At 66.8% G+C, this 25,291-nt stretch carries 28 protein-coding genes and 1 riboswitch; of the genes, 8 read left to right on the top strand and 20 right to left on the bottom strand.

The features are described from left to right. Nucleotides 1–167 precede the first annotated feature (167 nt). A complete protein-coding gene (locus GA645_RS07830; RefSeq protein ID WP_152221538.1) occupies nucleotides 168–563 on the top strand; it encodes a hypothetical protein in 396 nt (131 codons plus the stop codon). Here GA645_RS07830 and GA645_RS07825 read toward each other — a convergent pair whose 3' ends face one another. Both GA645_RS07825 and GA645_RS07820 read right to left on the bottom strand, forming a co-directional pair. After that, the gene (locus GA645_RS07825; RefSeq protein ID WP_256676093.1) at nucleotides 564–767 is read right to left on the bottom strand and encodes a hypothetical protein; all 204 of its coding nucleotides are present in this window, start codon (nucleotides 765–767) and stop codon (nucleotides 564–566) included. Nucleotides 768–924: 157 nt separating this feature from the next. Beyond that, nucleotides 925–2,154 carry a YihY family inner membrane protein gene (locus GA645_RS07820; protein WP_152221534.1) on the bottom strand — a complete coding sequence of 410 codons (1,230 nt, stop codon included), beginning with the start codon at nucleotides 2,152–2,154 and terminating at the stop codon, nucleotides 925–927. 124 nt (nucleotides 2,155–2,278) lie between these two features. Here GA645_RS07820 and arsC point away from each other — a divergent pair, with 124 nt between their 5' ends. Genes arsC through GA645_RS07805 form a run of 3 tightly spaced genes read left to right on the top strand, consistent with a single transcriptional unit; the run spans nucleotide 2,279 to nucleotide 3,675 of the window. Beyond that, entirely contained in the window at nucleotides 2,279–2,632 is a 354-nt protein-coding gene (arsC, locus tag GA645_RS07815) for an arsenate reductase (glutaredoxin) (RefSeq protein ID WP_152221532.1), read from the top strand. Next, nucleotides 2,629–3,225, top strand: coding sequence for an NAD(P)H:quinone oxidoreductase (wrbA, locus tag GA645_RS07810; protein WP_152221530.1), 597 nt, complete (start codon nucleotides 2,629–2,631; stop codon nucleotides 3,223–3,225). The genes arsC and wrbA overlap by 4 nt, the downstream gene beginning before the upstream one ends. Beyond that, entirely contained in the window at nucleotides 3,226–3,675 is a 450-nt protein-coding gene (locus GA645_RS07805; RefSeq protein WP_152221528.1) for a DUF2069 domain-containing protein, read from the top strand. A 24-nt stretch (nucleotides 3,676–3,699) separates the two neighbouring features. On the opposite strand, the gene hda is transcribed toward GA645_RS07805, so the two are convergent. After that, complete coding sequence (gene hda, locus GA645_RS07800; RefSeq protein ID WP_152221526.1) at nucleotides 3,700–4,404, bottom strand: DnaA regulatory inactivator Hda; 705 nt, start codon at nucleotides 4,402–4,404, stop codon at nucleotides 3,700–3,702. Nucleotides 4,405–4,561: 157 nt separating this feature from the next. Beyond that, nucleotides 4,562–5,605, bottom strand: a complete 1,044-nt coding sequence (locus GA645_RS07795; protein ID WP_152221524.1) for a DUF2066 domain-containing protein — start codon at nucleotides 5,603–5,605, stop codon at nucleotides 4,562–4,564. Between the two features lie 211 nt (nucleotides 5,606–5,816). Between GA645_RS07795 and purM the strand changes: the two genes are divergently transcribed. The 3 genes from purM to GA645_RS07780 are packed head-to-tail and all read left to right on the top strand — an operon-like array spanning nucleotide 5,817 to nucleotide 8,255. Continuing rightward, the gene (gene purM / locus GA645_RS07790) at nucleotides 5,817–6,878 is read left to right on the top strand and encodes a phosphoribosylformylglycinamidine cyclo-ligase (RefSeq protein WP_152221522.1); all 1,062 of its coding nucleotides are present in this window, start codon (nucleotides 5,817–5,819) and stop codon (nucleotides 6,876–6,878) included. Further along, a complete protein-coding gene (gene purN / locus GA645_RS07785; protein WP_152221520.1) occupies nucleotides 6,878–7,528 on the top strand; it encodes a phosphoribosylglycinamide formyltransferase in 651 nt (216 codons plus the stop codon). Before purM ends, purN begins: the two co-directional genes overlap by 1 nt. Before the next feature lie 10 nt (nucleotides 7,529–7,538). Then, on the top strand, nucleotides 7,539–8,255 hold the full coding sequence (locus GA645_RS07780) for a DUF3108 domain-containing protein (RefSeq protein ID WP_152221518.1): 717 nt from the start codon (nucleotides 7,539–7,541) through the stop codon (nucleotides 8,253–8,255). 55 nt (nucleotides 8,256–8,310) lie between these two features. Here the strand turns inward: GA645_RS07780 and GA645_RS07775 are convergent, their stop codons facing one another. The 5 genes from GA645_RS07775 to GA645_RS07760 all read right to left on the bottom strand — a co-directional run bounded on the left by GA645_RS07775 (nucleotide 8,311) and on the right by GA645_RS07760 (nucleotide 11,827). Then, nucleotides 8,311–9,237, bottom strand: a complete 927-nt coding sequence (locus GA645_RS07775; protein ID WP_152221516.1) for a DUF2167 domain-containing protein — start codon at nucleotides 9,235–9,237, stop codon at nucleotides 8,311–8,313. A gap of 166 nt (nucleotides 9,238–9,403) precedes the next feature. Next, on the bottom strand, nucleotides 9,404–9,961 hold the full coding sequence (locus GA645_RS07770) for a glutathione peroxidase (protein ID WP_152221514.1): 558 nt from the start codon (nucleotides 9,959–9,961) through the stop codon (nucleotides 9,404–9,406). Between the two features lie 48 nt (nucleotides 9,962–10,009). Then, nucleotides 10,010–10,132, bottom strand: a complete 123-nt coding sequence (locus tag GA645_RS28995; protein WP_256676222.1) for a hypothetical protein — start codon at nucleotides 10,130–10,132, stop codon at nucleotides 10,010–10,012. Next, the gene (locus tag GA645_RS07765; protein WP_152221512.1) at nucleotides 10,129–11,331 is read right to left on the bottom strand and encodes an MFS transporter; all 1,203 of its coding nucleotides are present in this window, start codon (nucleotides 11,329–11,331) and stop codon (nucleotides 10,129–10,131) included. The genes GA645_RS28995 and GA645_RS07765 overlap by 4 nt, the downstream gene beginning before the upstream one ends. A 79-nt stretch (nucleotides 11,332–11,410) precedes the next feature. After that, a complete protein-coding gene (locus GA645_RS07760; protein WP_152221510.1) occupies nucleotides 11,411–11,827 on the bottom strand; it encodes a MarR family winged helix-turn-helix transcriptional regulator in 417 nt (138 codons plus the stop codon). 174 nt (nucleotides 11,828–12,001) lie between these two features. Between GA645_RS07760 and GA645_RS07755 the strand changes: the two genes are divergently transcribed. Continuing rightward, nucleotides 12,002–13,834: an acyl-CoA dehydrogenase C-terminal domain-containing protein gene (locus tag GA645_RS07755; protein WP_152221508.1), complete on the top strand. Its 1,833-nt coding sequence runs from the start codon at nucleotides 12,002–12,004 to the stop codon at nucleotides 13,832–13,834. Between the two features lie 61 nt (nucleotides 13,835–13,895). Here the strand turns inward: GA645_RS07755 and GA645_RS07750 are convergent, their stop codons facing one another. The 11 genes from GA645_RS07750 to btuB form a co-directional block, all read right to left on the bottom strand. Continuing rightward, on the bottom strand, nucleotides 13,896–14,705 hold the full coding sequence (locus GA645_RS07750) for an adenosylcobinamide-GDP ribazoletransferase (protein ID WP_152221505.1): 810 nt from the start codon (nucleotides 14,703–14,705) through the stop codon (nucleotides 13,896–13,898). Then, nucleotides 14,702–15,292, bottom strand: coding sequence for an alpha-ribazole phosphatase family protein (gene cobC / locus GA645_RS07745; protein ID WP_152221504.1), 591 nt, complete (start codon nucleotides 15,290–15,292; stop codon nucleotides 14,702–14,704). The genes GA645_RS07750 and cobC overlap by 4 nt, the downstream gene beginning before the upstream one ends. Then, nucleotides 15,289–16,344: a nicotinate-nucleotide--dimethylbenzimidazole phosphoribosyltransferase gene (cobT, locus tag GA645_RS07740; RefSeq protein WP_152221502.1), complete on the bottom strand. Its 1,056-nt coding sequence runs from the start codon at nucleotides 16,342–16,344 to the stop codon at nucleotides 15,289–15,291. Before cobT ends, cobC begins: the two co-directional genes overlap by 4 nt. Beyond that, on the bottom strand, nucleotides 16,341–16,862 hold the full coding sequence (gene cobU / locus GA645_RS07735) for a bifunctional adenosylcobinamide kinase/adenosylcobinamide-phosphate guanylyltransferase (protein WP_152221500.1): 522 nt from the start codon (nucleotides 16,860–16,862) through the stop codon (nucleotides 16,341–16,343). The genes cobT and cobU overlap by 4 nt, the downstream gene beginning before the upstream one ends. A 178-nt stretch (nucleotides 16,863–17,040) precedes the next feature. Continuing rightward, nucleotides 17,041–18,510: a cobyric acid synthase gene (locus GA645_RS07730; protein WP_152227966.1), complete on the bottom strand. Its 1,470-nt coding sequence runs from the start codon at nucleotides 18,508–18,510 to the stop codon at nucleotides 17,041–17,043. Between the two features lie 8 nt (nucleotides 18,511–18,518). Then, a complete protein-coding gene (cobD, locus tag GA645_RS07725; protein ID WP_152221493.1) occupies nucleotides 18,519–19,520 on the bottom strand; it encodes a threonine-phosphate decarboxylase CobD in 1,002 nt (333 codons plus the stop codon). After that, entirely contained in the window at nucleotides 19,521–20,450 is a 930-nt protein-coding gene (cbiB, locus tag GA645_RS07720) for an adenosylcobinamide-phosphate synthase CbiB (RefSeq protein ID WP_152221492.1), read from the bottom strand. Then, complete coding sequence (gene bluB / locus GA645_RS07715; protein WP_152221489.1) at nucleotides 20,447–21,097, bottom strand: 5,6-dimethylbenzimidazole synthase; 651 nt, start codon at nucleotides 21,095–21,097, stop codon at nucleotides 20,447–20,449. Before bluB ends, cbiB begins: the two co-directional genes overlap by 4 nt. Next, the gene (locus GA645_RS07710; RefSeq protein ID WP_152221487.1) at nucleotides 21,094–22,386 is read right to left on the bottom strand and encodes a cobyrinate a,c-diamide synthase; all 1,293 of its coding nucleotides are present in this window, start codon (nucleotides 22,384–22,386) and stop codon (nucleotides 21,094–21,096) included. The genes bluB and GA645_RS07710 overlap by 4 nt, the downstream gene beginning before the upstream one ends. A gap of 28 nt (nucleotides 22,387–22,414) precedes the next feature. Next, the gene (gene cobO, locus GA645_RS07705; protein WP_152221485.1) at nucleotides 22,415–23,026 is read right to left on the bottom strand and encodes a cob(I)yrinic acid a,c-diamide adenosyltransferase; all 612 of its coding nucleotides are present in this window, start codon (nucleotides 23,024–23,026) and stop codon (nucleotides 22,415–22,417) included. Between the two features lie 14 nt (nucleotides 23,027–23,040). Then, nucleotides 23,041–24,885: a TonB-dependent vitamin B12 receptor gene (gene btuB, locus GA645_RS07700; RefSeq protein ID WP_152221483.1), complete on the bottom strand. Its 1,845-nt coding sequence runs from the start codon at nucleotides 24,883–24,885 to the stop codon at nucleotides 23,041–23,043. Nucleotides 24,886–24,997: 112 nt separating this feature from the next. After that, a riboswitch (cobalamin riboswitch) is annotated at nucleotides 24,998–25,225 on the bottom strand. Nucleotides 25,226–25,291 lie beyond the last annotated feature (66 nt).

Here is a 25,291-nt window from a genome sequence, read left to right as displayed (position 1 = left end):
AGGTCACAGCCAAGATCGGCAGTACGCCCGGTTTGTCGGATATTGCCTACTTATAATTCGGAACGTTCGTCCGAGCCGACTAGAAGTCATTCATCCAGCCGCCTCTCGGTAGCACTCAGTATGCGGCAGGCGCCACGTACGCCGCCCACTCTCGACAGGATCGCCAGATGCAGCCCACCGACCAGCTCGTCAGCAAGGTTCCCAGTCACATCGTCAGTAGTGCGCGCTCCGCAAGCTCCGCCAGCGGCGGCCGTCTGACCGACTACAACGTCGCCGCCTGGCTGCACTTGCCTGGCGTGGCGGAGCTGCCGGTGACGCTGGTAATCACCTACCGGGATGGCGAACAGGCTCGGGAAGTGGCCGTCGATCACGGCACGGTGAATGCGCAAAGCCGCATCCTGCTGTCGGGCATCGCCCGCCTGCCGTTCCGCCAGCGAATCGAGGACATGCAGGTCAGGCTGCGGACAGCCATCGGCTTGTCGCGCCTGGTGGTCGAAGAGCTGTTCATTCAGGCCGTGGAGCCGCAGGAAAGCCCCGCCCGCCCGATGGCCACCAGCCTCTGATCAACCCAGCTGGCGCGCCTGCGCGAAGGACTCGAGCTCAGCCTCGACCTGCGCCGACGAGCCTTTCAACTCGCCCTGCACGGTGGGCAGCAGGGACTCCGGCCAACTGCTGAACTGTAGACCAGTGATTCTATTCAGCCGCTCCAGGGCGCTCTGGGGGTCACGCTGATGCAGGTGTACTACGTTCTTCTGGTCGTTATTCATGGATTCACTGGCCTTGAAGGAACTTCTGCAGGACATCATTGTCCTGGCAGGTCTTTAGCCAGAAGCGTGCCAATCCACAAAGAGCCATGTTTGGCGCGCCGCACACCAAACACGAAATTTCCGAAGCATCAGAATCGCCCGAAACTGACGTTTTACGTCACTCAGAATGTGACGGCTTCAACCATTCTGCGAGGCTAGCACCGAACAGCGCCTGCCGCTCCGCCTGGTAGCGCTCCAGGGTTTGCCGCAATGCAGGGTACCAGGGCTCGTCCAGCTCGGCCGGCAAGGCGTCGAGGCACGGCAACGGCCAGGGGCTTCGGTTGAGCAGGTGATGCAGGCGGTAGCTGCCCAGGTCGCGGCACAACACCCAGGACGCACTGGTCGCGCCAACGCGACACACCAGTTGCTCACCCTCCAGGAAATCGAGGATCTCCTCCCACTCGTCTTCCGGCAGCAACCAGCCCGCACGGTGCAGGTGCTCCAGCCGGGTCGGCACACCATGCCGCTGGCGGTCGAAGAACACCCTCAACACCCCGAGGATCACCAGCAGGCGTGGCAGTGCGCGGCGCCGCCACAGGCGCGTCGAGGACAGGTTGCAGACCAGTTCCGCGCCGAACAGCACGATCAGCCAGGACAGGTAGATCCACAGGAGGAACAGCGGCACCGTGGCGAAGGCGCCGTAGATCAGCTTGTAACCGGGGAACAGGCTGACGTAGAGACCGAACAACGACTTGGCCGCTTCGAACAGGATGGCGGTGAACACGCCGCCGGCCAGGGCATGCAGGAAAGGCACCCGCGCATTGGGCACCGCCGCGTAGATCAGGGTGAAGGCCGCCACGCTGAACAGCAGCGGCATGAACTTCAGCAGCGTCGCCGCGCCCGGCAGGGCATGCGGGCCGGACAGCAGCGACAGCGAGGTGATGTAGGTCGACACCGCGAAGCCGGTGCCCAGCAGCAGTGGCCCCAGGCTGAGGATCGCCCAGTACAGCAGGAAGCGAGCGACGCCCCGGCGCGGCTGGCGCACGCGCCAGATGGCGTTGAAGGCCTTCTCGATGGTCACCAGCATGGTGAAGGCGGTGACCGCCAGGAAAGCCACGCCCAGCCAAGTCAGGTGCCGTGCCTGCACGATGAAGTTGCGCAGGTAGGCCTCCACCGCCTCGCCGGTGGACGGCACGAAGTTGCGGAACACGAACAGTTGGATGCGTTCCCCCATGCCCTCGAAGGCCGGCACCGCCGACAACATGGCGAAGGTCACCGTCATCATCGGGACGACGGCGAACAACGTGGTGTAGGTCAGGGCCGCCGCACTGTTCGGCGCTTTGTCGGCGAGGAAGCGCTGGACCAGATAGCGGCCGAACTCGACCAGGCCCTGCAAGCGTTCACGCATGAATTGTCCTTTGGCTGTACAGAAAATCCGTCCACGTAGATCTCGGCGCACGACAGCGGTTCAGTCCGATCCGAGGAGGCGGTTAGAATAGCCGCCACTTCATCGGCCTTGCGAGTCCCGGCACATGAGCCAGATTTCACTGTTTCACAATCCCCGCTGCTCGAAATCCCGCGGCGCCCTCGAACTGCTGGAAGAACGCGGCATCCAGGCGGAGATCATCCGTTATCTGGAAACCCCGCCCAGCGCAGGCGAACTCAAGGCGCTGCTCGGCAAGCTGGGCATCGGCGCGCGCCAACTGCTGCGTACCGGCGAGGACGAGTACAAGACGCTCGACCTCGCCAACCCGGCGCTCAGCGACGAACAACTGATCGCAGCCATGGCCAGCCATCCCAAGCTGATCGAACGGCCGATCCTGATCGTCGGCGACAAGGCCGTGATCGGTCGTCCGCCGGAGAAGGTGCTGGAGATCCTGCCTTGAGCACACCCTACATCCTGGTCCTGTACTACAGCCGCCACGGCGCCACCGCCGAGATGGCGCGACAGATCGCCCGCGGCGTGGAACAGGGCGGCCTGGAGGCACGCGTGCGTACCGTACCGGCGGTCTCCACCGAATGCGAGGCCGTGGCCCCGGACATCCCCGCCGAAGGTGCGCTCTACGCCACCCTGGACGACCTGAAAGGCTGCGCTGGCCTGGCCCTGGGCAGCCCGACGCGCTTCGGCAACATGGCCGCGCCGCTCAAGTACTTCCTCGACGGCACCAGCAGCCTCTGGCTGACCGGCGGCCTGGTGGGCAAGCCGGCGGCGGTCTTCACTTCCACCGCCAGCTTGCACGGTGGCCAGGAAACGACCCAGCTGTCGATGCTGCTGCCACTGCTGCACCACGGCATGATCGTCACCGGCATCCCCTACAGCGAGCCTGCGCTGCTGGAGACCCGCGGCGGCGGCACGCCCTATGGCGCCAGCCACTTCGCCGGCGCGGATGGCAAGCGCAGCCTCGATGACCACGAAATCACCCTGTGCCGCGCGCTGGGCAAGCGCCTGGCCGAAGTTGCCCGCAAACTGGAGAGCTGAATGGCCCGCAAGAACAAACCGCTGCCGTCGATGGACTGGCTCAAGCCCCGGCTGGCCGCCAGCCGGGCCGTTGCCCTCGGCAGCTTCATCGGGCTGATTCTGCTCATAGTCATCTGGGATCTGCTGTTCGCCGACGCCCATGGCGCCGCGCACTGGGTACCTTGGGCCGTGCTGGCGTTCAAGCTGCTGCCGCTGCTGGTGGTGGCGCCTGGCATCCTGATCGGCAGCGCACGCGGCCATGCCTGGGCGTGCTACGTAATCAACCTGTACTTCATCCTCGGCGTGCTCAACGCCTTCGATCCCAACCACGCCATCTTCGGCTGGGCGGAGATCATCCTCAGCGTGTCGCTGTTCTGTTCGGCGCTGATCTACACGCGCTGGCGCTTCCAGTACGACCGCAAGCGCGCTGGCGAAGGCGATGAGCCGAAGCAGGAAGCGACAAACGCCTGAAGTACCGCGAAGGAAGCCTGGGCCTTACCAGCCCATGGTTTCCTTGAGGAAGGGAATGGTCAGCTTGCGCTGGGCCTGCAGCGAGGCCTTGTCCAGCTCGTCGAGCAGGTCGAAGAGGAACTGCATGCTGCGCGCACCGCGGGTGAGGATGAAGCGCCCCACCTCGTCGGTCAGGTGCAGGCCACGGCGCGAGGCGCGCAGTTGCAGGGCACGGAGCTTCTCGTCGTCGGTCAGCGGGTGCAGCTGGAAAATCAGCGAGAGGGTCAGGCGGGACTTCAGGTCCGGCAGCTTCACCGGCAACTCGCGCGGTGACACCGAGGCCGAGAGCAACAGCTTGCGACCGGAATCGCGCAGGCGGTTGAACAGGTGGAACAACCCCTCTTCCCACTCGCGCTTGCCGGCCAGCGCATCGAGATCATCGAGGCACACCAGCTCGCGCTGTTCGAGGTTGTCGAAGATTTCCGGACCGTAGGGCACCAGGTCCGCCATCGGCAGGTAGACGGACGGCTCGCCCAGCTGTTCGGAACGGATGCAGGCCGCCTGCAACAGATGGCTGCGGCCCACGCCTTCGGCGCCCCAGAGATAGATCAGGCTTTCCGTCCAACCCGCCTCCGGTTCGCACAGACGCTCGACATAGCCCAGCGCCGCAGCATTGGCGCCGGGATAGTAGTTGGCGAACGTTGCGTCATCACGCAGGCGTACGCTTAAGGGGAGCTGCATAGGAGTCATGCGGGCCGGGCGTTTCTTCAATCGCTTGTGGTGGGCCGTGGTGACTGAAAGTTTATCCAAATCAGAAGGATAACGCAGCTATTCAGTGCGGATCAGAGCGGCCGGGGCCTGGGAACGGGACTTTGTCCACGCCCAGGCCCCGTCTTAACGGCAACTGTTACCAGTGGAAGCGCAGGACGTTCGCGCGCGGTACGGCGGGATTCGGCACCGGTTGGCCATTGGCATCCACCGCTGGCTGGGCCGGCTCGGCGGGCGCTTCCTGCAGACGGGCCAGAGCCAGTTGTGCGCGCAGTTGCTCGGGGCTGGCGGTCACGTTGTAGACCAGCTTGCCGCCCTGCACCAGTACCAGCTTGGCGCCCATCGGCTCCAGCAGGCGCGACACTTCGGCGTAGCGGGCGAGGTCGGCCCCCTCGATCTGCAGGACCTGTGCGGTGTCGGCGCCGGTACTGCCGCCGACGAAGCGTTGCGACAGGCGCTGCGAAACGCCCAGCATGACCGCATCGGCCAGCGCATCGGGGGTGTCGCCCTGGGCCTGGCCCTGTTCGCGGCTGTCGCCCATCCACATGTGCCAGGTGGCGGTCCACTTGCCGCCGGCTTCCTTGGCGTCCACCGCCAGCAGTGCGTCCGCGCCGTAGCGCTCGGAAGCGGACTTCAGTGCGTCGGGCTGGGCAGCATTCAGGTTCGCCGCAGTGCCGACCTGCTGCTCGCTCAGGTCAGCGATCGGCAGGCGCAGCGGCAGACCACGGCGCTGGGCGGCGCGGTTCAGCGGCGCAGCGGCCTCCTGGCTGTCGCCCACCAGGCTGCTACCGCTGGCACCTTCGTTCAACCACCAGGCCAGCACGGACGGACGACTGGCGCCCCATACCTGCAGGCCGGCCTGGCGCAGCGCCTTGTCGGTGGCAGTCGGGTCGAAATCGACCACCAGCGCCATGGGCGGGCCGTTCTCGTAGCCGTACTTGCTGATCAGTTGCTGCGGGTCCTTGAAGTAGCCGGCCAGCGCGGGGCTCTGCAGACCACGGCTGTCGCCGGTCAGGCGCTGTACCAGGGTCTGCAGGGCACGGGTCAGGCCGGCATTGCGCTCATCCGGCTGCTGGGAGGCGACCGGCTCGTGTACCTGGTAGAGGTTGCCCAGCGTTTCAGCGAAGGTGGGCAGGCTGAGCAGCGACAGGCAGAGGATCAACAGGCGGACAGTCAGACGCATGGCGGGCTCTCGCGGGGGGAAATCGGCATGGCGGCCTCACGGAGGCGCCTCGGGAGACCTATACCTTAAACAGCCGTCCAGCCAGCGGCAACAGCGCGAGATGGCCGCTGCCGGGCAAGCCTGATAAAATCCCGCGCCTCCCGCGCAGACTGAGCGCGCCGATGGCGCACTCGGGCCGCAAGACGAATCATCCCTCTATAGGCCTGGATTTATGAGCAACAAGCAACCCTCGTTGAGCTACAAGGACGCCGGTGTGGACATCGACGCCGGCGAAGCCCTGGTCGAACGCATCAAAGGCGTCGCCAAGCGCACCGCGCGTCCGGAAGTGATGGGCGGCCTGGGTGGCTTTGGCGCTCTGTGCGAAATCCCGGCCGGTTACAAGCAGCCGGTGCTGGTCTCCGGCACCGACGGCGTCGGCACCAAGCTGCGCCTGGCGCTGAACCTGAACAAGCACGACAGCATCGGCCAGGACCTGGTCGCCATGTGCGTGAACGACCTGGTCGTGTGCGGCGCCGAGCCGCTGTTCTTTCTCGACTACTACGCCACCGGCAAGCTGAATGTCGACGTGGCCGCCACCGTGGTCACCGGCATCGGCGCCGGCTGCGAGCTGGCCGGCTGCTCCCTGGTCGGTGGTGAAACCGCCGAGATGCCGGGCATGTACGAAGGCGAAGACTACGACCTGGCCGGCTTCTGCGTCGGCGTGGTGGAAAAATCGGAAATCATCGACGGCTCGAAAGTAATCGCTGGCGACGCCCTGATCGCCCTGCCCTCCTCCGGCCCGCACTCCAACGGCTACTCGCTGATCCGCAAGATCATCGAAGTCTCCGGCGCCGACATCGAATCCACCCAACTGGCCGGCAAGCCCCTGGCCGACCTGCTGATGGCTCCGACCCGCATCTACGTGAAGCCGCTGCTGCAGCTGATCAAGCAGACCGGCGCGGTCAAGGCCATGGCCCACATCACCGGCGGCGGCCTGCTGGACAACATCCCGCGCGTCCTGCCGGACAACGCCCAGGCCGTGGTCGACGTGGCCAGCTGGCAGCGCCCGGCGGTCTTCGACTGGCTGCAGGAGAAAGGCAACGTCGACGAGACCGAGATGCACCGCGTGCTGAACTGCGGCGTGGGCATGGTCATCTGCGTCGCCGAGGATCAGGTCGACGCCTCCCTGAAGGCCCTGCGTGACGCTGGCGAACAGCCCTGGGTCATCGGCCGCATCGACGCCTGCGCCGCCGACGCCGAGCGCGTGGTCCTGAACAACCTGAAAGGCCACTGATGTCCGCTACTTGCAATGTCGTGGTGCTGATTTCCGGCTCCGGCAGCAATCTGCAAGCGTTGATCGACAGTCTCGCCGACGCCCCGTCGTCGGCGGTGATCCGCGCGGTGATCGCCAACCGCGCGGACGCCTACGGCCTTGAGCGTGCGCGCAAGGCCGGCATCGAGACCTGCTTCCTCGACCACAAGGCCTATGCCGACCGCGAAGGCTTCGATGCCGCGCTGATCCAGGCCATCGACGGTTTCAGTCCCGACCTGGTGCTGCTGGCCGGCTTCATGCGCATCCTCAGCCCTGGCTTCGTGCGCCACTACCACGGCCGCCTGCTGAACATCCATCCGTCCCTGTTGCCCAAGTACAAGGGGCTGCACACCCACCAGCGCGCGCTGGAAGCCGGCGATGCCGAACATGGCTGTAGTGTGCACTTCGTCACTGAGGAACTTGACGGTGGTCCTCTGGTCGTACAGGCGGCAATCCCGGTACAGTCTGAGGACACGCCGGAGACGCTGGCCCAGCGCGTTCACCTGCAGGAGCATGTGATCTACCCGCTGGCCATGCACTGGTTCGCCGAAGGCCGTTTGCGCCTTGGCGAGCATGGCGCCATGCTGGATGGGGAGGCTCTCCCCGCCTCCGGCTATTCGTACCGAACCTAGGAGATTCGCAATGCGTAGAGCCCTGCTGTTCCTGATGGCTGTACTGACCTTGCCGGCGCAGGCATTCGACCTGCAACCGTTCGAGGCCAGCTATACCGCCGACTGGAAACAGATGCCGATCAGTGGGACCGCCTCCCGTAGCCTCAAGAAAGGCGCCGGCGGCCGCTGGGAACTGGATTTCAAGGCATCCATGCTGCTTGCCAGCCTCACCGAGAGCAGCACCTTCAAAGTCGAGAACGATGTCTACATGCCGCTGACCTATCGGTGGGCGCGTGAAGGTCTGGGCAAGAACAAGCAGACCGAACTCGATTTCGACTGGGCTGAAAAGCAGGTACTGGGCAGCGACCGTGGCGACCAGGTGCGCCAGCCGCTGAACAAGGGCCAACTGGACAAATCCACCTACCAGCTCGCGCTGCAGCATGACGTCGCCGTCGGCAAGAAGGCCATGAGCTACCAGGTGATCGAAGGTACTGACACCGATACCTACGACTTCCGCGTGCTCGGCGAGGAAAAGGTCCGCACCCAGGCCGGCCTGATCACCGCCATCAAGGTGGAGCGCGTGCGCGACCCCACCAAGAGCAACCGCAAGACCATCCTCTGGTTCGCCAAGGACTGGGACTTCCTGCTCGTCCGCCTGTATCAGCAGGAGTCCGATGGCAAGGAGTACCAGATCATGCTCAAGGACGGCACCGTGAACGGCAAGACCGTCCAGGGCGAGAAAGGCTGATCCTTGCAGCATCACGAAAAAGCCGGGCATTGCCCGGCTTTTCTTTGGCTGCGAATCAGCCCTCGGCGGACGGCTTGCGCTTGAAGCGACGGGCGATCCAGCCAATGGCCAGCGCCGGGACGATCCACAGTTTCTTCAGCAGGACCAGCAGCGTGGCGAACAGGCCGACCTTTGCCGCCACCTTGCCGGCGATCAACGCGCCCAGGCCATAGGCGGCAACCTTGTCGACGCTAGGGTTGAAGTCCATGTAGCGGCTGCCCGGATTGAACTCGGTCATCGCCAGTACCTTGCCGACGTTCTGCTCGATCTCCGGCAGTTGCTCCATGCCGGCGACGAAGTTCAGCACCAGCACGCCTTTGCGGCCCAGCACGCGGATGTTGTAGTTCAGCGTGTGCTCCTTGCTGTCGCCGAACTTCAGCTCCTTGGCCCAGTACAGCTTCTTCTCCGCCGCGTCATAGTGCGGCGGCGCCGCCCAGCCAATCAGCTGGATCGGCTCGAAGCCCTGCTTCTCGCGCGCCGGATTGGCTTCGCTCAGATCGCCCTGCATGTCCTTGAGCATCTGGGCGTAATCGATCTTCCCCGCGTCCTCGTCGGAGACGTAGCCGCTCTCCTCGTACTCCACAGTTACTGCCCAGGCGGCGGGCTCGAAGGGCGATACACCAGCGGGCATCAGCATGCCCAGCGGCGGCTCCTCGCTCGGCGGGTTGCCCCAGGCCTCGAGCACGCGCTCGGAATCCTTGCCGTCGAGGAAGACGAAGTTGCCAGGCAGGTCGAAGGTGGCGAGGTTGTCGCCGACCACTACCTTGCCCTTCTGGAAGTGCAAGCTGGCGACGAAGGTCTCGGGGGACATCTCCTCGTCCGACTCGGCGGCCTGTGCGGCAGCAGCTGCGGGCGCCTCGCTCGGGTTGGCAGTGGCTGCGAATGCCGGCGCGGCGACAGCCTGGGCAAGCAATGCGACAAGGAAGAGGGCTTTGCCATCCATAGGGTTGAATCTCCTGAATCAGTCCATGACCCGGCAACCGCCTGGCGCGGTTCCGGACCGAGGATTGTCGCATTCCAGCGACGCGTGTGTAACAGAAAATGTCCTCCCGGCGGCGCGGACACAAAAAAGCCGGGCATCGGCCCGGCCTTCTGACGCCCCTGCCACGTCAAGGCTGGCTGGCGATAGCCTTCTCGATGGCCGCCTGCAATTCGGGATCATCCGGCTTGGTCAGGCTGGAAAACTCCGCCACGACCTTGCCCTTTCGATCCACCACGTACTTGAAGAAATTCCAGCGCGGCACCTGGTCGGCCTGAGCGGAAAGGTCCTGGAACAGCGGGATGGCCTGGTCGCCCCGGACGTGCTGCACCGAGGTCATGTTGAACGTCACGCCGTAGTTGCCGTAGCAGACCTTGGCGGTCTCGGCGGCGTCGGCATCTTCCTGCTTGAAGTCGTCGGAAGGTACGCCGAGCACTTCCAGGCCCTGGCCCTTGTACTTCTGGTACAGCGCTTCCAGCCCCTTGAACTGCGGGGTGAAGCCGCAGTGGCTGGCGGTGTTCACCACCACCAGCGGCTTGCCGGCGTAGAGCTCGCAGAGGTCGAGATTGTCCTTGGAGCGCAGCTTGGGCAGCTCGCCCTGGGTCTTGAGCAGTGCCGGGCAATCGGCGGCTTGGGCCGCCAGCGGCAGCAACAGGGACAAGGCAAGCAGGGAAAGGCGTGCAGGCATGGTGGTGATCCTCGAATTATCCCGCCACGCTACGCTGCGCGGCCACCCTCAGCAACTGCCCATGCCCAGCTGCATCAGCGCCAGCCCACCACGCTGCCAGCCCCACCAGGCGAGGCCGGCCAGCGCCAGGCTGATGCCTAGCGCCAGCGCGATCACCAGCGTACGTTTCACGCAGCCTCCAGCACCGGCCGCTCGACCGGGCGTTCGCGCACAGGCCAGTTAAGCAGGCCAGCGAGCAGACTGAGGAGGATGGAAATCCGCCAGACCAGGTCGTAGTTGCCGGTGTGGTCATACACATAACCACCCAGCCAGCCACCGAGGAAGGCGCCGATCTGGTGGAACAGGAAGGTGATACCGCCCAGCATCGACAGGTTGCGTACGCCGAACAGCGTGGCCACGGTGCCGTTGGTAAGCGGCACCGTGGAAAGCCATAGCAACCCCATGGCGATGCCGAAGGCGTAGGCCGTCCACACCGAAAGCGGCGCCCAGAGGAAGGCAAGGATCACCACTGCGCGCAGCAGGTACAGGCCGGTGAGCAGCCTGGGCTTGCTCATCCGCCCGCCGAGCCAGCCGGCGATATAGGTGCCGAATACGTTGAACAGCCCTACCAGCGCCAGCACCGTGGTGCCGACGGTAGCCGGCAGGTGGCGGTCCACCAGGTAGGCCGGCAGGTGCACACCGATGAACACCACCTGGAAGCCGCAGACGAAGAAGCCCAGAGACAGCAGCCAGAAACCGGAATGCCCGGCCGCCTCGCGCAGCGCCTCGCCGAGGGTCTGTTCATGGCCTTGCATGGGCAGCGGCTTGTCGCGCATCAGCGCCGCCAGCGGCACGATGAAGGCCACCAGCAGCCCCAGCGCCAGCAGCGCGGCGGACCAGCCCAGCCAGCCGATCAGCCCGAGGGTACCTGGCAGCATGATGAACTGACCGAACGAACCGGCAGCCGCCGAAATGCCCATGGCCATGCTGCGTCGCTCCAGCGGGACCGCGCGCCCCACGGCGCCGAGGATCACCGAGAAGGAGGTACCGGACAGACCGATACCGATCAGCAGACCGGCGCTCAGCGACAGGCTGAAAGCCGAATCGGAAAAGCCCATCAGTACCAGGCCGATGGCGTAGAGAATTCCGCCCACCAGCACCGTGCGCATGGCGCCGAAGCGGTCGGCGATGGCTCCGGTGAAGGGCTGGGCGATGCCCCAGATGAGGTTCTGCAGGGCGATGGCGAAGGCGAAGGTCTCGCGCCCCCAGCCGAACTGGGCGCTCATCGGCGCCAGGAAGAGGCCGAAGCCATGGCGGATGCCCAGGGACAGGGCCAGGATCAGGGCGCCGGACAGGAGTATCCAGAACCCCGTACGCGATAGCTTCGACATCATTTCTCCCACACGGGTATATACCCGCTTTTAATTCGTCTTCTAAATTGAAGAACTCCGCAGTGCACGCAGACCGCCGCTAGCTCTCCAGCTCAGCCAGTTCATCCAGCAAGTCTTCCAGCTGACGGCGCTTGTCCTCGCCCAGGTGCGCCGCCACATCCCGTTGCGCCGCATCCCAGGCTTCGCGGCCCAGTTCGATGCGCGCCAGTCCTTCCGGAGTCAGCACCACGATGCGGTTGCGCTGATCCTCACCCTCGGCCAGGCGCACCAGCCCCTCGCCTTCCAGCGGCTTGAGGTTACGCCCGAGGGTACTGCGGTCCAGTCCCATGGCATCGGCCAGGTCGGAAATGCTCGGCTGCTCCAACCGCGACAGGTGCCGCAACAGGGAAAATTGCGGCGTGGTCAGCCCGACACCCTTCAGGGCGTCATCGTAGACACGGGTGACCGCGCGGGCGGAGCGGCGCAGTTTGGTACAGAGGCATTGGGTCGTCAGCATAGATGCGTGTATATACCCGCAATCAGCGAGCCGTCAATGACCGCCGCGACTGATTGTCCCATCTGCCAGATCGCCGCGTTGGCGCAGCCAAGGGCATCGCGGGGAGCCGGTCGTATAACTGCGGCCATCCAGCCCCGCGCATTCGACGGGGCGCATCACGGTCCGAGGTTCCCGATGCCCGTCTACAAAGCTCCGCTGCGCGACACCCGCTTCCTGCTCAACGAAGTCTTCGATTTCCCCACTCACTACCAGAACCTGGTCAACGGCGGCGAAGCCACGCCGGACATGGTCGACGCCATCCTTGGCGAATGCGCCAGGCTCTGCGAGGAAGTGATCGCCCCGCTCTACCACAGCGGCGACGAAGAAGGCTGCCACCTGGAGAACGGCGAAGTACGCACGCCCAAGGGCTTCAAGGAGGCCTATGACGCCTACGTCGCCGGTGGCTGGCAAGGCCTTTCGCACCCGGTGGAATACGGCGGCCAGGGCCTGCCGATGAGCCTGGGCGCGCTCAAGCAGGAGATGATGGGCACCGCCAACTGGCCGTTCTCGATGTACCCGGGCCTGTCGCTGGGCGCGATGAACACCGTCATGCAGCACGGCACCGAGGAACAGAAACAGACCTACCTCACCCCGCTCACCGAAGGCCGTTGGGGCGGCACCATGTGCCTGACCGAGCCGCAGTGCGGCACTGACCTGGGCCAGGTGAAGACTCGCGCGGAAACCAACGCCGACGGCAGCTATGCAATCACCGGTACCAAGATCTTCATTTCTTCCGGCGAGCACGACCTCACCGAGAACATCGTGCACATCGTCCTCGCGCGCCTGCCGGATGCGCCGAAAGGCACACGGGGTATCTCCCTGTTCATCGTGCCGAAGTTTCTACCATCCCAAAGCAGCGGGTCAGCCTGCGCACTCGGCCCGCGCAACGGCGTGACCTGCGGCGCGCTGGAAAAGAAGATGGGCATCAAGGCCTCGGCCACCTGCGTGATGAACTTCGACGGCGCCACCGGCTATCTGATCGGCGAACCGAACAAGGGCCTGGAGTGCATGTTCACCTTCATGAACAGCGCGCGCATCGGCACCGCCATCCAGGGTGTGGCCACCGCCGAGCTGGCCTATCAGGGCGCGCTCGCGTATGCCCGTGAGCGCCGCTCGATGCGCGCCCTCTCCGGCACCAAGGAACCTGAACAGATCGCCGACAGCCTCATGCACCACGGCGACGTACGCCGCATGCTGCTGACCCAGAAGGCAGTGGCCGAGGGCGGCCGCGCGCTGATCTACCTGGCCACCCAGTACGCCGACAAGATGATCCAGGGCCTGCTGACCAAGGACAACGCCGAGTACGACCGCTGGGACGACAAGCTCGGCTTCCTCACCCCGATCCTCAAGGGTTGCCTGACCGAGCTGGGCCTGGAAAGCGCCAACCTCGGAATGCAGGTGTTCGGTGGTCACGGCTATATCAAGGAACACGGCATGGAGCAGATCGTCCGCGACGCGCGGATCGCCACGCTGTACGAGGGCACCACCGGCATCCAGGCGCTGGACCTGCTCGGTCGCAAGGTGCTGCTGATGACCCAGGGCAAGGCCGTACGTGACTTCACTAAGCAAGTGGCGAAGCTCGCCATGGAGCTGCTCAAGCAGGAACCGGCCATGCGCGGCCGCGCGCTCACCCTGCTCAAGCTCTGCGCGCAGTGGAACCTGCTGACGATGCGCATCGCCCTCACCGCCCGCAAGCAGCGCGATCTTGTGAGCACCGCCAGCCACGACTACCTGATGTTCTCCGGCTACGCCGCGCTGGCGTACTCCTGGGCGCTGCAGGAAGCCGCCGCACGCAAGCGCCTGCGCCAGGGCGGCAGCGAGTCGAGCGACTTCTACAAGGCCAAGATCGCCACCAGTGACTTCTACTTCGCCCGCCTGCTGCCTCGCGCCAAGGGGCATGCGGCGGCGATGGCGAAGCCGGTGCGGTCAATCATGGGGCTGAAGACGGAGCATTTCGCCTTCGATTGATGGGCAGGAGCGCGTCATGCGCGCTGATCGCGGGCATGGCCCGCTCCTACAGGGGGGAAACCTAGACCGCCAGCGCCAGCAGCACCGCACACTCGATCAGTTCCAGCATCGCCCCGGCGGTGTCCCCGGTGGTGCCGCCCAGGCGCGCGATGAAGCGTCTGCGCAGCCAGACGAAGACCACCAGTGCAACCGCCACCGCGAGCATTCCAGGCAGGCCCACCAGCACCATCAGCACGGCATTGCCCGCCAGCATCCAGGGCATCGCCTTGCGTGGCAGATGGTCCGCCAGCGCCTGTCCCAGACCGCCGCGGCGGGCGTATGCGGTGGTGAAAAACAGCAAGGGCAAGGCGCAACGCCCGAGCCAGGGCGCCAGCAGCAGAGCCCAGTACTGGTGATTGCCAAGCACCGCCGTGAGCGCGGCGAACTTCAGCAGAAGCACCACGACCAGGGTCACCACCGCCACCGGTCCGCAGCGCGGATCCTTCATGATCGCCAGGGTGCGTTCTCGATCACCCAGGCCGCCAACCCAGGCATCCGCCGTATCGGCCAGCCCGTCCAGGTGCAGGCCGCCACTGATCACGACCCACAGCGCCAGCAGCAGCGCTGCCTGGAGCAGCAGGTGCACGTTGCCCAGCAGCGCGCCCACGCCCATCAGCAGCCCACCGATCAACAACCCCACCAGCGGATAGAACAGCGTCGCCCGGCCGAATTGCACGGACGTCGGCATCCGCCTGAAGTGCACCGGCAGGCGGGTGAGGAATTGCAGCGCGACCAAAGGCAGGCACCAGTCACTGAGCTGACCGGCCGGCGAGGAAGCGTATGCGTCGCCTGGCGGCGGCACGGGCTCCTCTTGTTCGGGTTGTTCGCTCATCGCTGATCCACCTGCTGGATTCGCCAGCCATCGCCTTCACGCGTCACCGCCAGCGACAGGCACTGGCCGTGCTCGACCACCACCTCCAGCAAACGCCGGGCCGGCAAGCCGCCAGCCAACGCCCCCAGCAGGCGCATCACCCCTCCGTGGGTCACCACCAGCACGGTCGCTCCGGCGTGACTGCAATACAACCGTTCCAGCGCGCGGAACACGCGCGACTCGAAGTCGCCCATCGGCTCGCCTCCCGGTGGCGGGAAGGCGTAGGGATCGGACCAGAAGCGTCCCAGCGCCTGCGAATCGCTTTCCATCAGCTTAGCGGGCGAAAGGCCTTCCCACTGGCCGAAGTCCAGCTCGCGCAGGTCCACGTCGAAAGAGAGCGGCAGCCCATGGCGGCCCGCCAGCTGCTCGGCGAAGGCAGCGCACCGGCGCAACGGCGAACTGACCACCGCCGACCAGCGACACGCCTCGCCCGCCGTCGCCCGCATCTGCGCCCAACCGGTGTCGGTCAGCACATCGTCAAGGCGCCCGCGAAATCCGCCGCCCTGTTCCGTCTCGCCGTGGCGCAGCAGGTCCAGGCGCAGCGTCATGCCGGGCGATCCGACACCGCCGCCTCGGCGAAGGTGGCCATGTCGTTGTGCAGCCGGCAGGCCTGACGCAGCAGCGGTACCGCCAGCGCCGCGCCGCTGCCCTCGCCCAGGCGCAGGCCGAGGTCCAGCAGCGGCTGCGCATTCAGCGCGCCGAGCACGCGTTTGTGCCCAGGCTCCGCACCAGCATGGGCGAACAACAGCCAGTCACGGCAATCGGGATTCAGGTGGGTCGCGCACAGCGCGGCGGTGCTGCAGATGAAACCATCCACCAACGCCGGAATGCCCTTCTGCGCGCAGGCCAGGTAGGCGCCGACCAGCGCGGCGATCTCGAAGCCGCCCAGGCGGCACAGCGCCTCGAAGGGGTCGTCGCAGTGGGGACGGTGCAGCGCCAGCGCACGGTCGATCACCTCGACCTTACGCGCCACGCCCTGGGCATCCAGCCCGGTGCCGGGGCCGACCAGCACCTGCGCCGGCTCATCCAGCAGCGCACAGGCGAGTGCGGCGGCGGCGCTGGTGTTGCCGATACCCATCTCGCCACCGATGAACAGCTCCGTGCCCGCCTGCTGCGCGCGTCGCACCGCCTCGCGTCCGGTCTCCAAGGCGATCAGGCACTGCGCGGCCGTCATGGCCGGCTCTTGGGTGAAGTTCGCGGTGCCGGCGCCGACCATCACATGCAGCACGCCCGGCAGCGGCTCCAGCGGAGTCGCCGTGCCGAGGTCGATGACCTCAAGACGCGCATCGAGGTCGCGGGCCAGCACGCTGATCGCCGCGCCACCGTGCACGAAGTTGCGCAGCATCTCGACGGTGACCGCCTGCGGGTAGGCCGACACGCCTTCCGCCACCACACCGTGATCGCCCGCGAACAGGGCGATCCAGATGTGCTCCAGCGTTGGCCGCTCGCGGCCCTGCAGGCCGGCCAGGCGGATAGTTTCTTCTTCCAGCCGGCCCAGCGCGCCACGCGGCTTGGTCAGCTGGTCCTGGCGCGCGGCGGCCTTGTCCTGCGCCACGCGGTCGATCGGCTGGGTACCCTGCAACCACCATTGCAAACTCATAACGCATCCCCCTTCAGCACCATAGGCAGGCCGGCGACGGTGAACACCACACGCTCGCTGACCTCGGCCAGCGACTGGTGCAACCAGCCGGCCTCATCGACATAACGGCGGCTGAGCTCGCCCAGCGGCACCACCCCCAAACCGGTTTCATTGCTCACCAGGATGATCCGCCCCGGCAGGCGCGGCAGGACTTCCAGCAGCGCATCGATCTCGCCGCGCAGGCGCCAGCCGTCCTCAAAGATCAGCAGATTGGTGACCCACAAGGTCAGGCAGTCCACCAGCACGCAGCGCTCAGGCCCAGCCAGACGCTCCAGCGCATCGGCCAGCGCCAGCGGCTCTTCCACCAGGCCCCACTGCGCGGGACGGCGCGCGCGGTGCTGGAGAATGCGCGCGGACATCTCACCATCGCCGGCCTGGGCCGTGGCGACGTAGGTGACCGGCAGGCCACTTTCCAGCGCCAGCCGCTCGGCCAGGCGGCTCTTGCCGGAACGGGCACCGCCGAGGATCAGTTCAAGCATGGCAAGTCTCCACTGTTGCTGGTTTCCCACATTCGCGGGAACGACGAGGGTGAATCAGGCGTCATCCCCGCGAACGCGGGGAACCAGAAAGGTCCGCACAGTCTCGTAGGGCGCATAACGCCCCCGGCGTTATCCGCCGAAATCATGGCGCGGCGATACGGCAGATAACCGCGAACGGTCATGCGTTCTTCAGTCCGCACAGCGCCCTCAATTTTTCAGTATCCAGATGTGCCTCGACCTGATCGGCCAGGCGCTCGATGTCGCGCTCACGCAACGCGTGGTAATCGATGCTCCGCACCTCGCGCAGCCCCGCCCAGCGCAGCAGTGCCGAGCAGGCGGCCGGCGACTCGAACAGGCCGTGCAGATAGGTCCCCATCACCTGGCCATCCGCGCTCAGCGCACCTTCGACGCGGCCATCACCAAGACGCACGGCGGGGCTCTCCAGCGCCGGCCCCTCGGTGACGCCGGCATGAATCTCGTACCCGGCCACTTCGGCATCCTCCAGCGCCAGCCGGCCAGTGACGTTGCGCAGTTGCTTCTCCGGCTCCAGCACAGTACGCAAATCCAGCAGGCCGAGACCGTCACTCTCCCCCGCCGCACCTTCCAGTCCATGAGGATCGGCCAGGATGCGGCCGAGCATCTGCAAACCACCGCAGATGCCCAGGAGCTTGCCGCCATAACGCAGGTGACGCTGGATCGCCGCCCCCCAGCCCTGCTCGCGGAGGAAGGCCAGATCGGCGCGCACGCTCTTGGAGCCCGGCAGGATGATCAGGTCGGTCGGCGGCAGCGGCTGCCCCGGCCCGACAAAGGTCAGTTCCACCTGCGGGTGCAGGCGCAGCGGATCGAAATCGGTGTGGTTGCTGATGCGCGGCAGCACCGGCACCGACACCCGCAGGCGCTCGCCGGTCTTGGCAGCCTGGCGGATGTCGATGGCGTCCTCGGCTTCCAGGTGGAAGTCCATCAGGTACGGCAGCACGCCGAGCACCGGCACCCCGGTGCGCTCTTCCAGCCAGTCGAGCCCGCCTTGCAGCAGCGCGATATCGCCGCGGAAGCGATTGATCACAAAGCCCTTCACCCGCGCCCGCTCGGACTCGGACAGCAGCTCCAGGGTGCCGACCAGGTGGGCGAACACGCCGCCCCGGTCGATGTCCGCCACCAGGATCACCGGGCAGTCTACCGCCTCGGCGAAGCCCATGTTGGCGATGTCGTTGGCGCGCAGGTTGATCTCCGCCGGCGAGCCAGCCCCCTCGACCATCACCACCGGGTACTTCGCTGCTAGCCGCTGGTGGGACTCCAGCACCGCCTGCATCGCCACCCGCTTGTAGTCGTGGTAGGCGGCGGCGTTCATGCTGGTCACCGCGCGGCCATGGATGATCACCTGAGCGCCAACGTCGCTGTTGGGCTTGAGCAGCACCGGGTTCATGTCGGTGTGCGGCGGCAGTCCGCAGGCCTGGGCTTGAACCGCCTGGGCGCGGCCGATCTCACCACCGTCGGCGGTCACCGCGCTGTTGAGCGCCATGTTCTGCGGCTTGAACGGCGCCACCGCCACGCCCTGGCGGCGCAACCAGCGGCACAGGGCGGTCACCAGGGTGCTCTTGCCGGCGTCCGACGTAGTCCCCTGCACCATCAACGTCGCGCCCTGCGCCATGCGAGTGGTCATCGCAGGCTCTCCATCTGGTTGAAAGTACGCAGGCCATGCTCCAGCCGCCGCCAGCCCTCCTCGTCCGGCGGCAGGCCGAAGCGCAGGCTGGCGGGCGACTCGAACAGGCGCACCAGAACCCCCTGGCGCGCCAGGTGATCGCGCAGCGCACGACTCTGCATCGACACCGTCCACTGGAACAGCGACGTGCCGCCCTGGGGCGCGAAACCGTGCTCACCCAGCAGCCCCGCCAGTCGCCGGCTGGCGTCGGCCAGATCACGGCGCCGCTGAACATGCTCGTGGTAATCCCCCAGCACCGCCTGGGCGACCCAGCGGGTGGGGCCGTTCACCGCCCAGGGGCCGACCAGTTGCGCCAGGCTCGCCAGCAAACGCGGCTCTGCGAAGGCAAAGCCCAGGCGCGCGCCGGCCAGGCCAAAGAACTTGCCGAAGGAACGCAGCACGATCAGACCGGGACGGCTGGTGCAGCTGGGTACCAGGCTCTGCTCCGGGGTGCAGTCCATGAAGGCTTCATCCACCACCAGCCAGCCGCCACGCGCCTGCAACTGCGCGTGCCACTCCAGCAGCACGCCGGGCTCGATGCGCCGACCGGTGGGGTTGTTCGGGTTGACCACCACCAGCACGTCGAAGCGCTCCAGGTGATGCGCCACCTCGTGGTCGCCGACCTCGCGCAGGATGTGCCCGGCACTGCGCCAGGCTTCGGCGTGCTCGGCATAACAGGGCGAAACCACGCCGACCTTGCCCGGCCGGCGCAGTTTCGGAAGCAACTGGATGGCCGCCTGGCTGCCGGGCAGCGGCAACAGTTGCTCGGCGCCGTAGTAGCGACACGCGGAGGCCTCCAGGCCGTCGCTGTCTTCGGGCAGGCGCATCCAGGCATTGGTCGGGATAGTCGGCAGGTTCCACGGCCAGGGCGAGATGCCGGTGGACAGGTCCAGCCACTCCGCCAGTGGGATACCGTATTGCTGCGCCGCCCGGCGCAACCGGCCACCATGTTCGAGCATTCAGAGCACTCCGAGAATCAGGATTACCGCCAGCCACAGCAGCACACCCTGGCGAACCAGGGCCAGCGCTCGCCAGATGTCCGCAGCGGTCGGCGCCGGGCCTTCGCCCAGTTGCGGACGTTCATGCAGCTCGCCGTGGTAGCGCGCCGCACCCCCCAGCGAAACGCCCAGGGCGCCGGCGCCAGCGGCCATCACCGGGCCGGCGTTGGGGCTGTCCCACTGGGGCGCCTGGGTGCGCCAGCAGCGCAGGGCCAGGCGGGTCTGCCCGAGCAGCGCGTAGGTCAGCGCCACCAGCCGTGCGGGAATGTAGTTGAGCAGGTCGTCGATCTTCGCCGCCGCCCAGCCGAAACGCTCGAAGCGGGCGTTGCGGTAGCCCCACATCGCATCGAGGGTATTGCTCAGGCGATACAGCACCACGCCCGGCGCGCCGGCGACGGCGAACCAGAACAGCGCGGCGAACACCGCGTCACTGCCGTTCTCAAGCACCGACTCGGTGGCGGCGCGGGCCACGGCGGTTTCATCCAGCGCGGAGGTCTCGCGGCTGACCACGTAGCCTACGCGCAGGCGCGCTTCATTCAGGTCGCCAGCGCGCAATGCCAGCGCCACCGGCTCGGCGTGTTCACCCAGGCTGCGCAGGCCCAGCGCGGCATAGAGTGCAAGGGCCTGCACCAGCCAGCCGACGTAGGGCAGCAGGCTTAGCAACAGCGCGATCAATGTCAGCGGGATCACCGCGAGAATCCAGGCCGTGACGCCGTGGCTACGCCAGCCGAGGCCGGGGGTGTCGGTCGCGGTGTCCGTGCGCGAGCGGTTGAAGCGGCGCTCCAGGCGGTCAGCGAAGCGCCCGAAGGCCACCAGCGGGTGCCAGCGTTTTGGCTCGCCCAGCAGCGCGTCCAGCGCCACCCCGAGCAGAGCCAGCAGGGCCGGGCTCATGGTTGTTCTCCCCAATGATTTTCGAATACCAGCTCGCTGATCGGACGCGGCTGGCGCCAGCCTTCCAGGGCCAGCATGGGCGCCGGATAGAACTCGGTGACCGGTCCGAGACAGATCACCGCAACCGCCTCGGCGCCAGCGGGCAAGCCGAGCAGTTCGCCCAGCGCGACCGGGTCGAACAGCGACACCCAGCCCATGCCCAGGCCTTCCGCGCGGGACGCCAGCCAGAGGTTCTGGATCGCGCAGGACAGTGAGGCCAGGTCCATCTGCGGCAAGGTGCGGCGGCCGAACACATGGGCCTCGCGGCCATCCATCAGCGTGGCGACCAGCAACTCGGCGCAGTCGAGCACGCCCTCCACCTTCAGCCGCATGAACTCGCTGGAACGCTCGCCCAACGCCTCGGCGGTGCGCACGCGCTCCTCTTCCACCAGGCGATGGATCGCCTGGCGCAGCGGCGGCTGGGTGATGCGAATGAAGCGCCACGGCTGCATCAGGCCGACGCTGGGCGCCTGGTGCGCGGCTTCCAGCAGGCGGGCGAGCAGCTCCGGTGCCACCTCGCCTCCACTGAAGTGACGCATGTCGCGGCGCTCGGCGATGGCGCGGTAGAGCGCGGCGCGCTCCTCAAGGCTGTATGCGTGGTCGGTCATGGTCGGAACAGCGCCGCTGCGGCGTCCGGATCGGACGACAGGTAGAAGTGGATGTAGGACGCGGTGAGCCGGCCACGGCGGAACACCGCCTCGGCCACCGGTTTGTCGTTCGGGCAGACGCCACGGGCCAGTGGTGCTTCGGCACTGTCGAGCAGCGAATGGTGAAAGGTGTGGCCACGCAAGGTGCCTTCAGGCAGCGTCACCGCCTGCAGCGCCAGTGCCGCCAAGCGCTTCTGCATGCGCGCCTCACCGGGCAGCAGGCCAAGCAGTTCGGCGCGCTCGCCCGCCACATCGGTCAATCCGTCGAGCAGATAGAGCATCCCGCCGCACTCGGCGAGGATCGGCTTTCCGGCCTCATGATGCGCACGGATCGCCTGGGCCATGGCCTGGTTTTCCGCCAGAGCGCGCAGGTGCAGTTCCGGGTAGCCACCGGGCAGGTAGAGGCTGTCCACCTCCGGCAGCGCCGCATCGCGCAGCGGCGAAAAGAACACCAGCTCGGCGCCCAGTTCACGCAGCAGGTCGAGGTTGGCCTGGTAGAGGAAGGCGAACGCATTGTCCCGCGCCACGCCAATGCGCACGCCGTCGAGGCGACCTTGCACGGCGCGCGGCTGCGGCGCGGCGAAGCGCACCGGCGCCGGCAGTTCGGTACTGGCGCTGGCGGCCAGGGCATCGGCGGCGGCGTCCAGGCGAGCATCGAGGTCGGCCAGCTCGTCGGCCTGCACCAACCCCAGATGCCGGCTGGGCAGTTCCACTTCGGTGTCGCGTGGCAGCGCACCGTACCAGCGAATCCACTCCGGCAGGCTGTCACGTACCAGATCACGGTGGCGCTGGCTGCCGATGCGGTTGGCGAGTACGCCCGAGAATGGCAGGTCGCTCTGGTAGGTGGCCATGCCGACCGCCAGCGCGCCGAAGGTCTGGGCCATGGACTGGCCATTGATCACAGCCATTACCGGCACGCCGAAACACCGCGCGAGATCGGCGGCCGAGGGCGAACCGTCGAACAGGCCCATCACGCCTTCGATGAGGATCAGGTCGGCCTCGTCGGCGGCCTCCCAGAGCAGCCGGCGGCTCTCGTCCTCGCCGACCATCCACAGGTCCAGCTGGTAGACCGCTGCATTGCTGGCGCGGGCGAGGATCATCGGGTCGAGAAAATCCGGGCCGCACTTGAACACCCGCACTTTGCGCCCGAGGCGCGTGTGCAGGCGCGCCAGGGCGGCGGTGACGGTGGTCTTGCCCTGGCCGGAAGCGGGAGCGGCGATCAGCAGTGCGGGGCACTGGCGCGAGGTCATCGGGCGCACTCCGCCATAAGGGAATCCATCAGAACTCCACCCCTTTCTGCGCCTTGATGCCCGCCTTGAAGGCGTGCTTCACCAGGCCCATCTCGGTCACGGTATCGGCCGCCTCGACCATCGCCGGCTGCACGCCGCGCCCGGTGGCAACCACATGCTGCATCGGCGGGCGGGCGGCGATGTCGGCAAGCACGGTGTCCAGCTCCAGATAGCCGTGCTTGAGGGCGATATTCACCTCGTCCAGCACCACCAGGCCGACCTGCGGATCGCTCAGCAACTGGCGGGCAATGTCCCAGGCTTCACGGGCCTTGGCGATGTCACGCTGGCGGTCCTGGGTCTCCCAGGTGAAGCCCTCGCCCATCACGTGGTAGCTGACCTCCTCGGGGAAGCGGCGGAAGAAGGCTTCCTCGCCGGTGGTGGCGGCGCCCTTGATGAACTGCACCACACCGACCTTCATGCCATGGCCCAGTGCGCGGGCGACCATGCCGAAGGCCGAGCTGCTCTTGCCCTTGCCGTTGCCGCTGTGAACCAGGAATACACCACGCTCACCCTGGGCCTGGGCGATCTTCTCGTCGACCACGGATTTCTTGCGCTGCATGCGCGAACGGTGGCGTTCGTCCTTTTCCAGGGATTCACTCATCGGTCTCTCTCCTCTCAAAGGGCCTGGTAGCGCACGCCGAAGAGTACGGCGCGGCCGGGCTGCTCATAGCCCAGGGTGGTCTGGTAGTCGGCGTCGAACAGGTTGCTCAGGCGCGCTTGCAGGCGCCACTCCGGGCTCAACGCATATTCGCCGCGCAGGTCCAGGGTGGCGAAGCCGCCCAGACGATTGCGGTTGGCCAGGTCATCGTAGCGATGCCCCTCGGCGTGCAGGCTGGCCCCCAGGCTCAGCGCGTCGAAGCGCCGGTCGAGGTCCAGGTTGAACAGTTGCCGGGCGCGGCGCGGCAGGTCATTGCCACGGCTGCCGCTGGCGCGGCTTTCCGGGTCGAGCAGGCTGGCGTTGGCGTTCCACACCCAGTCCTGCCACTGACTGCCCAGTTGCAGCTCGACGCCGCGGATGCGCGCCTGGTCGATGTTGCCCGGGGCGCGTAATGCCGAGTCGTAGGCGATCAGGTCGTCGATCATCGTGCGATACAGGTTCACCGCCCAGTGCCCCCAGCCGTGATGGCCGTCCAGGCCGAGCTCCACACTGCGCGAGGTTTCCGCGTCCAGGTCGGGGTTGCCGTAGCCGGGGTAATAGAGTTCGTTGAAGGTCGGCGCCTTGAAGGCCGTGCCGTAGCTGGCGAAGGTACGCACCGCGTCGGTCAGCGCATAGCCCCAGGCGAGGTTGCCGGTGTTGCGGCTGCCGAACTGCTGGTTGTCATCGTGGCGCAGGCTCAGCTGCCAATCGTGGCGACCCGCACTGCCCAGGTACTGGGCGAAGGTGCCGCGGTTGTCGCGGGAGGTCACCGCGTAGTCGGTGGAGCTGCCCAGCTCGTCCTGCTGCCAGTCGTAGCCCAGGGTCAGAGTCTGGCCGGGGGCAAGGTCCAGGTCGTTCTGCCAGGACGCGGTGTCACGACGGCTGTCGAAGCGCGAGTAGAAGGCGCCGTCCTGATAGGCGTCGGAGTTGTCCTCGCTGCGCCCGGCGGACAGGGTCACCCGCCAGGGCTCCAGCGGGGCGAAGCGCGCGCGGCCACCGATCACTCGCTGCACGCCATCGTTGTAGGCGTCGAAGCCCTGGGTGCGACGGCTGTTCACCTGATCGAAGTCGTTGTGCGAATCGGTCTGCAACAGGCTGCCGTCCAGCTCCAGGCCGTTGTCGAAACGGTAGCCGGCACGCAGGGAGCCCGAGAGATTGCGGTAACCGTCGCTGTCCGGCTCATGGCCGCTGGCGCCGTTGGCCTTGGCATCGATGCCGGCGGTATCCAGGCTGGACACACCCAGGGCGAACCAGCCGCGCCCATTGCCGGCCGAGGCCCCGGCGCTGCCTTCATAGGTGCTCTGGCTGCCCGCGCCGGCGTAGGCCCAGGGCTTGAAGCCCTGCTCCACGGCCTGGCGGGTGAATATCTGGATCACCCCGCCGATGGCCTCGGAGCCATACAGGCTGGAGCGCGGCCCGCGCACCACCTCGATGCGCTCGATCAGTTCCACCGGCAGGTCCTGCAACGATGCGCCACCGGAAGACACCGAGCCGGCCTTGACGCCGTCGATCAGCACCAGCACATGGTCGGATTCGCTGCCGCGCAGATAAAGGTTGGTGGCCTTGCCGGGCCCGCCGTTGCTGCTCAGGGAGATACCCGGCAGACGCCGCAACAGGTCGGGCACCGACTGCGCCTGGGCGCGTTCGATGTCTTCGCGATCCAGCACACTGACCGAGGCAAGGCTCTGCCCGGCGCGCTGCTCGGTGCGCGTGGCGGTCACCACTTGATCGTCGAGCGCCAGCGGCGTTTCGTCGGCCGCCAGGCCCAAACAGGAGAAGCCGCCCAGCGCCAGCGCCGTCGGCCAATTGAAGAACTGCTTCACGTGAACTCACTCCGCCGCTCTCACCCGCGCGGCTCTGACCCGAAAGGGCAGGCGGAGGACGGGAACGCCCCGGCAGCATAGGCCGGACGGAGCGATCGACAACGCCTCCCGCGTGCCATGGCTTGCAACAGGCCGGTCTCCGGGCTTGCGAGTGGGGCCGTGAAAGGCTCCTGAAACCGCGCCTTCCCATGCCAATGGCACAGTGGCGAAATGCGGCTCGATGCTCGCTTACCGTTGCGGGGGCAGCGCCGGAATGGTCGGACCCACGAGGTCCGAATTCACCGGCTTCCCTGTTTCACCCCCGACTTGCGCCGGGGGCACCTGAAGCAGGCGCGCAGCTTAGTGGCTCGCGGCCTGGGGCGTCAATTGAACAGGCTGTCGCATCCAGCGCCAACGCCCGCCCCAG

The sequence above is a fragment of the Pseudomonas sp. SCB32 genome (assembly GCF_009189165.1).
In the GTDB taxonomy this organism is placed as follows: domain Bacteria; phylum Pseudomonadota; class Gammaproteobacteria; order Pseudomonadales; family Pseudomonadaceae; genus Pseudomonas.
Note: the sequence above shows the minus strand (reverse complement) of the source record. Positions and strands in the feature narration are given on the sequence as shown.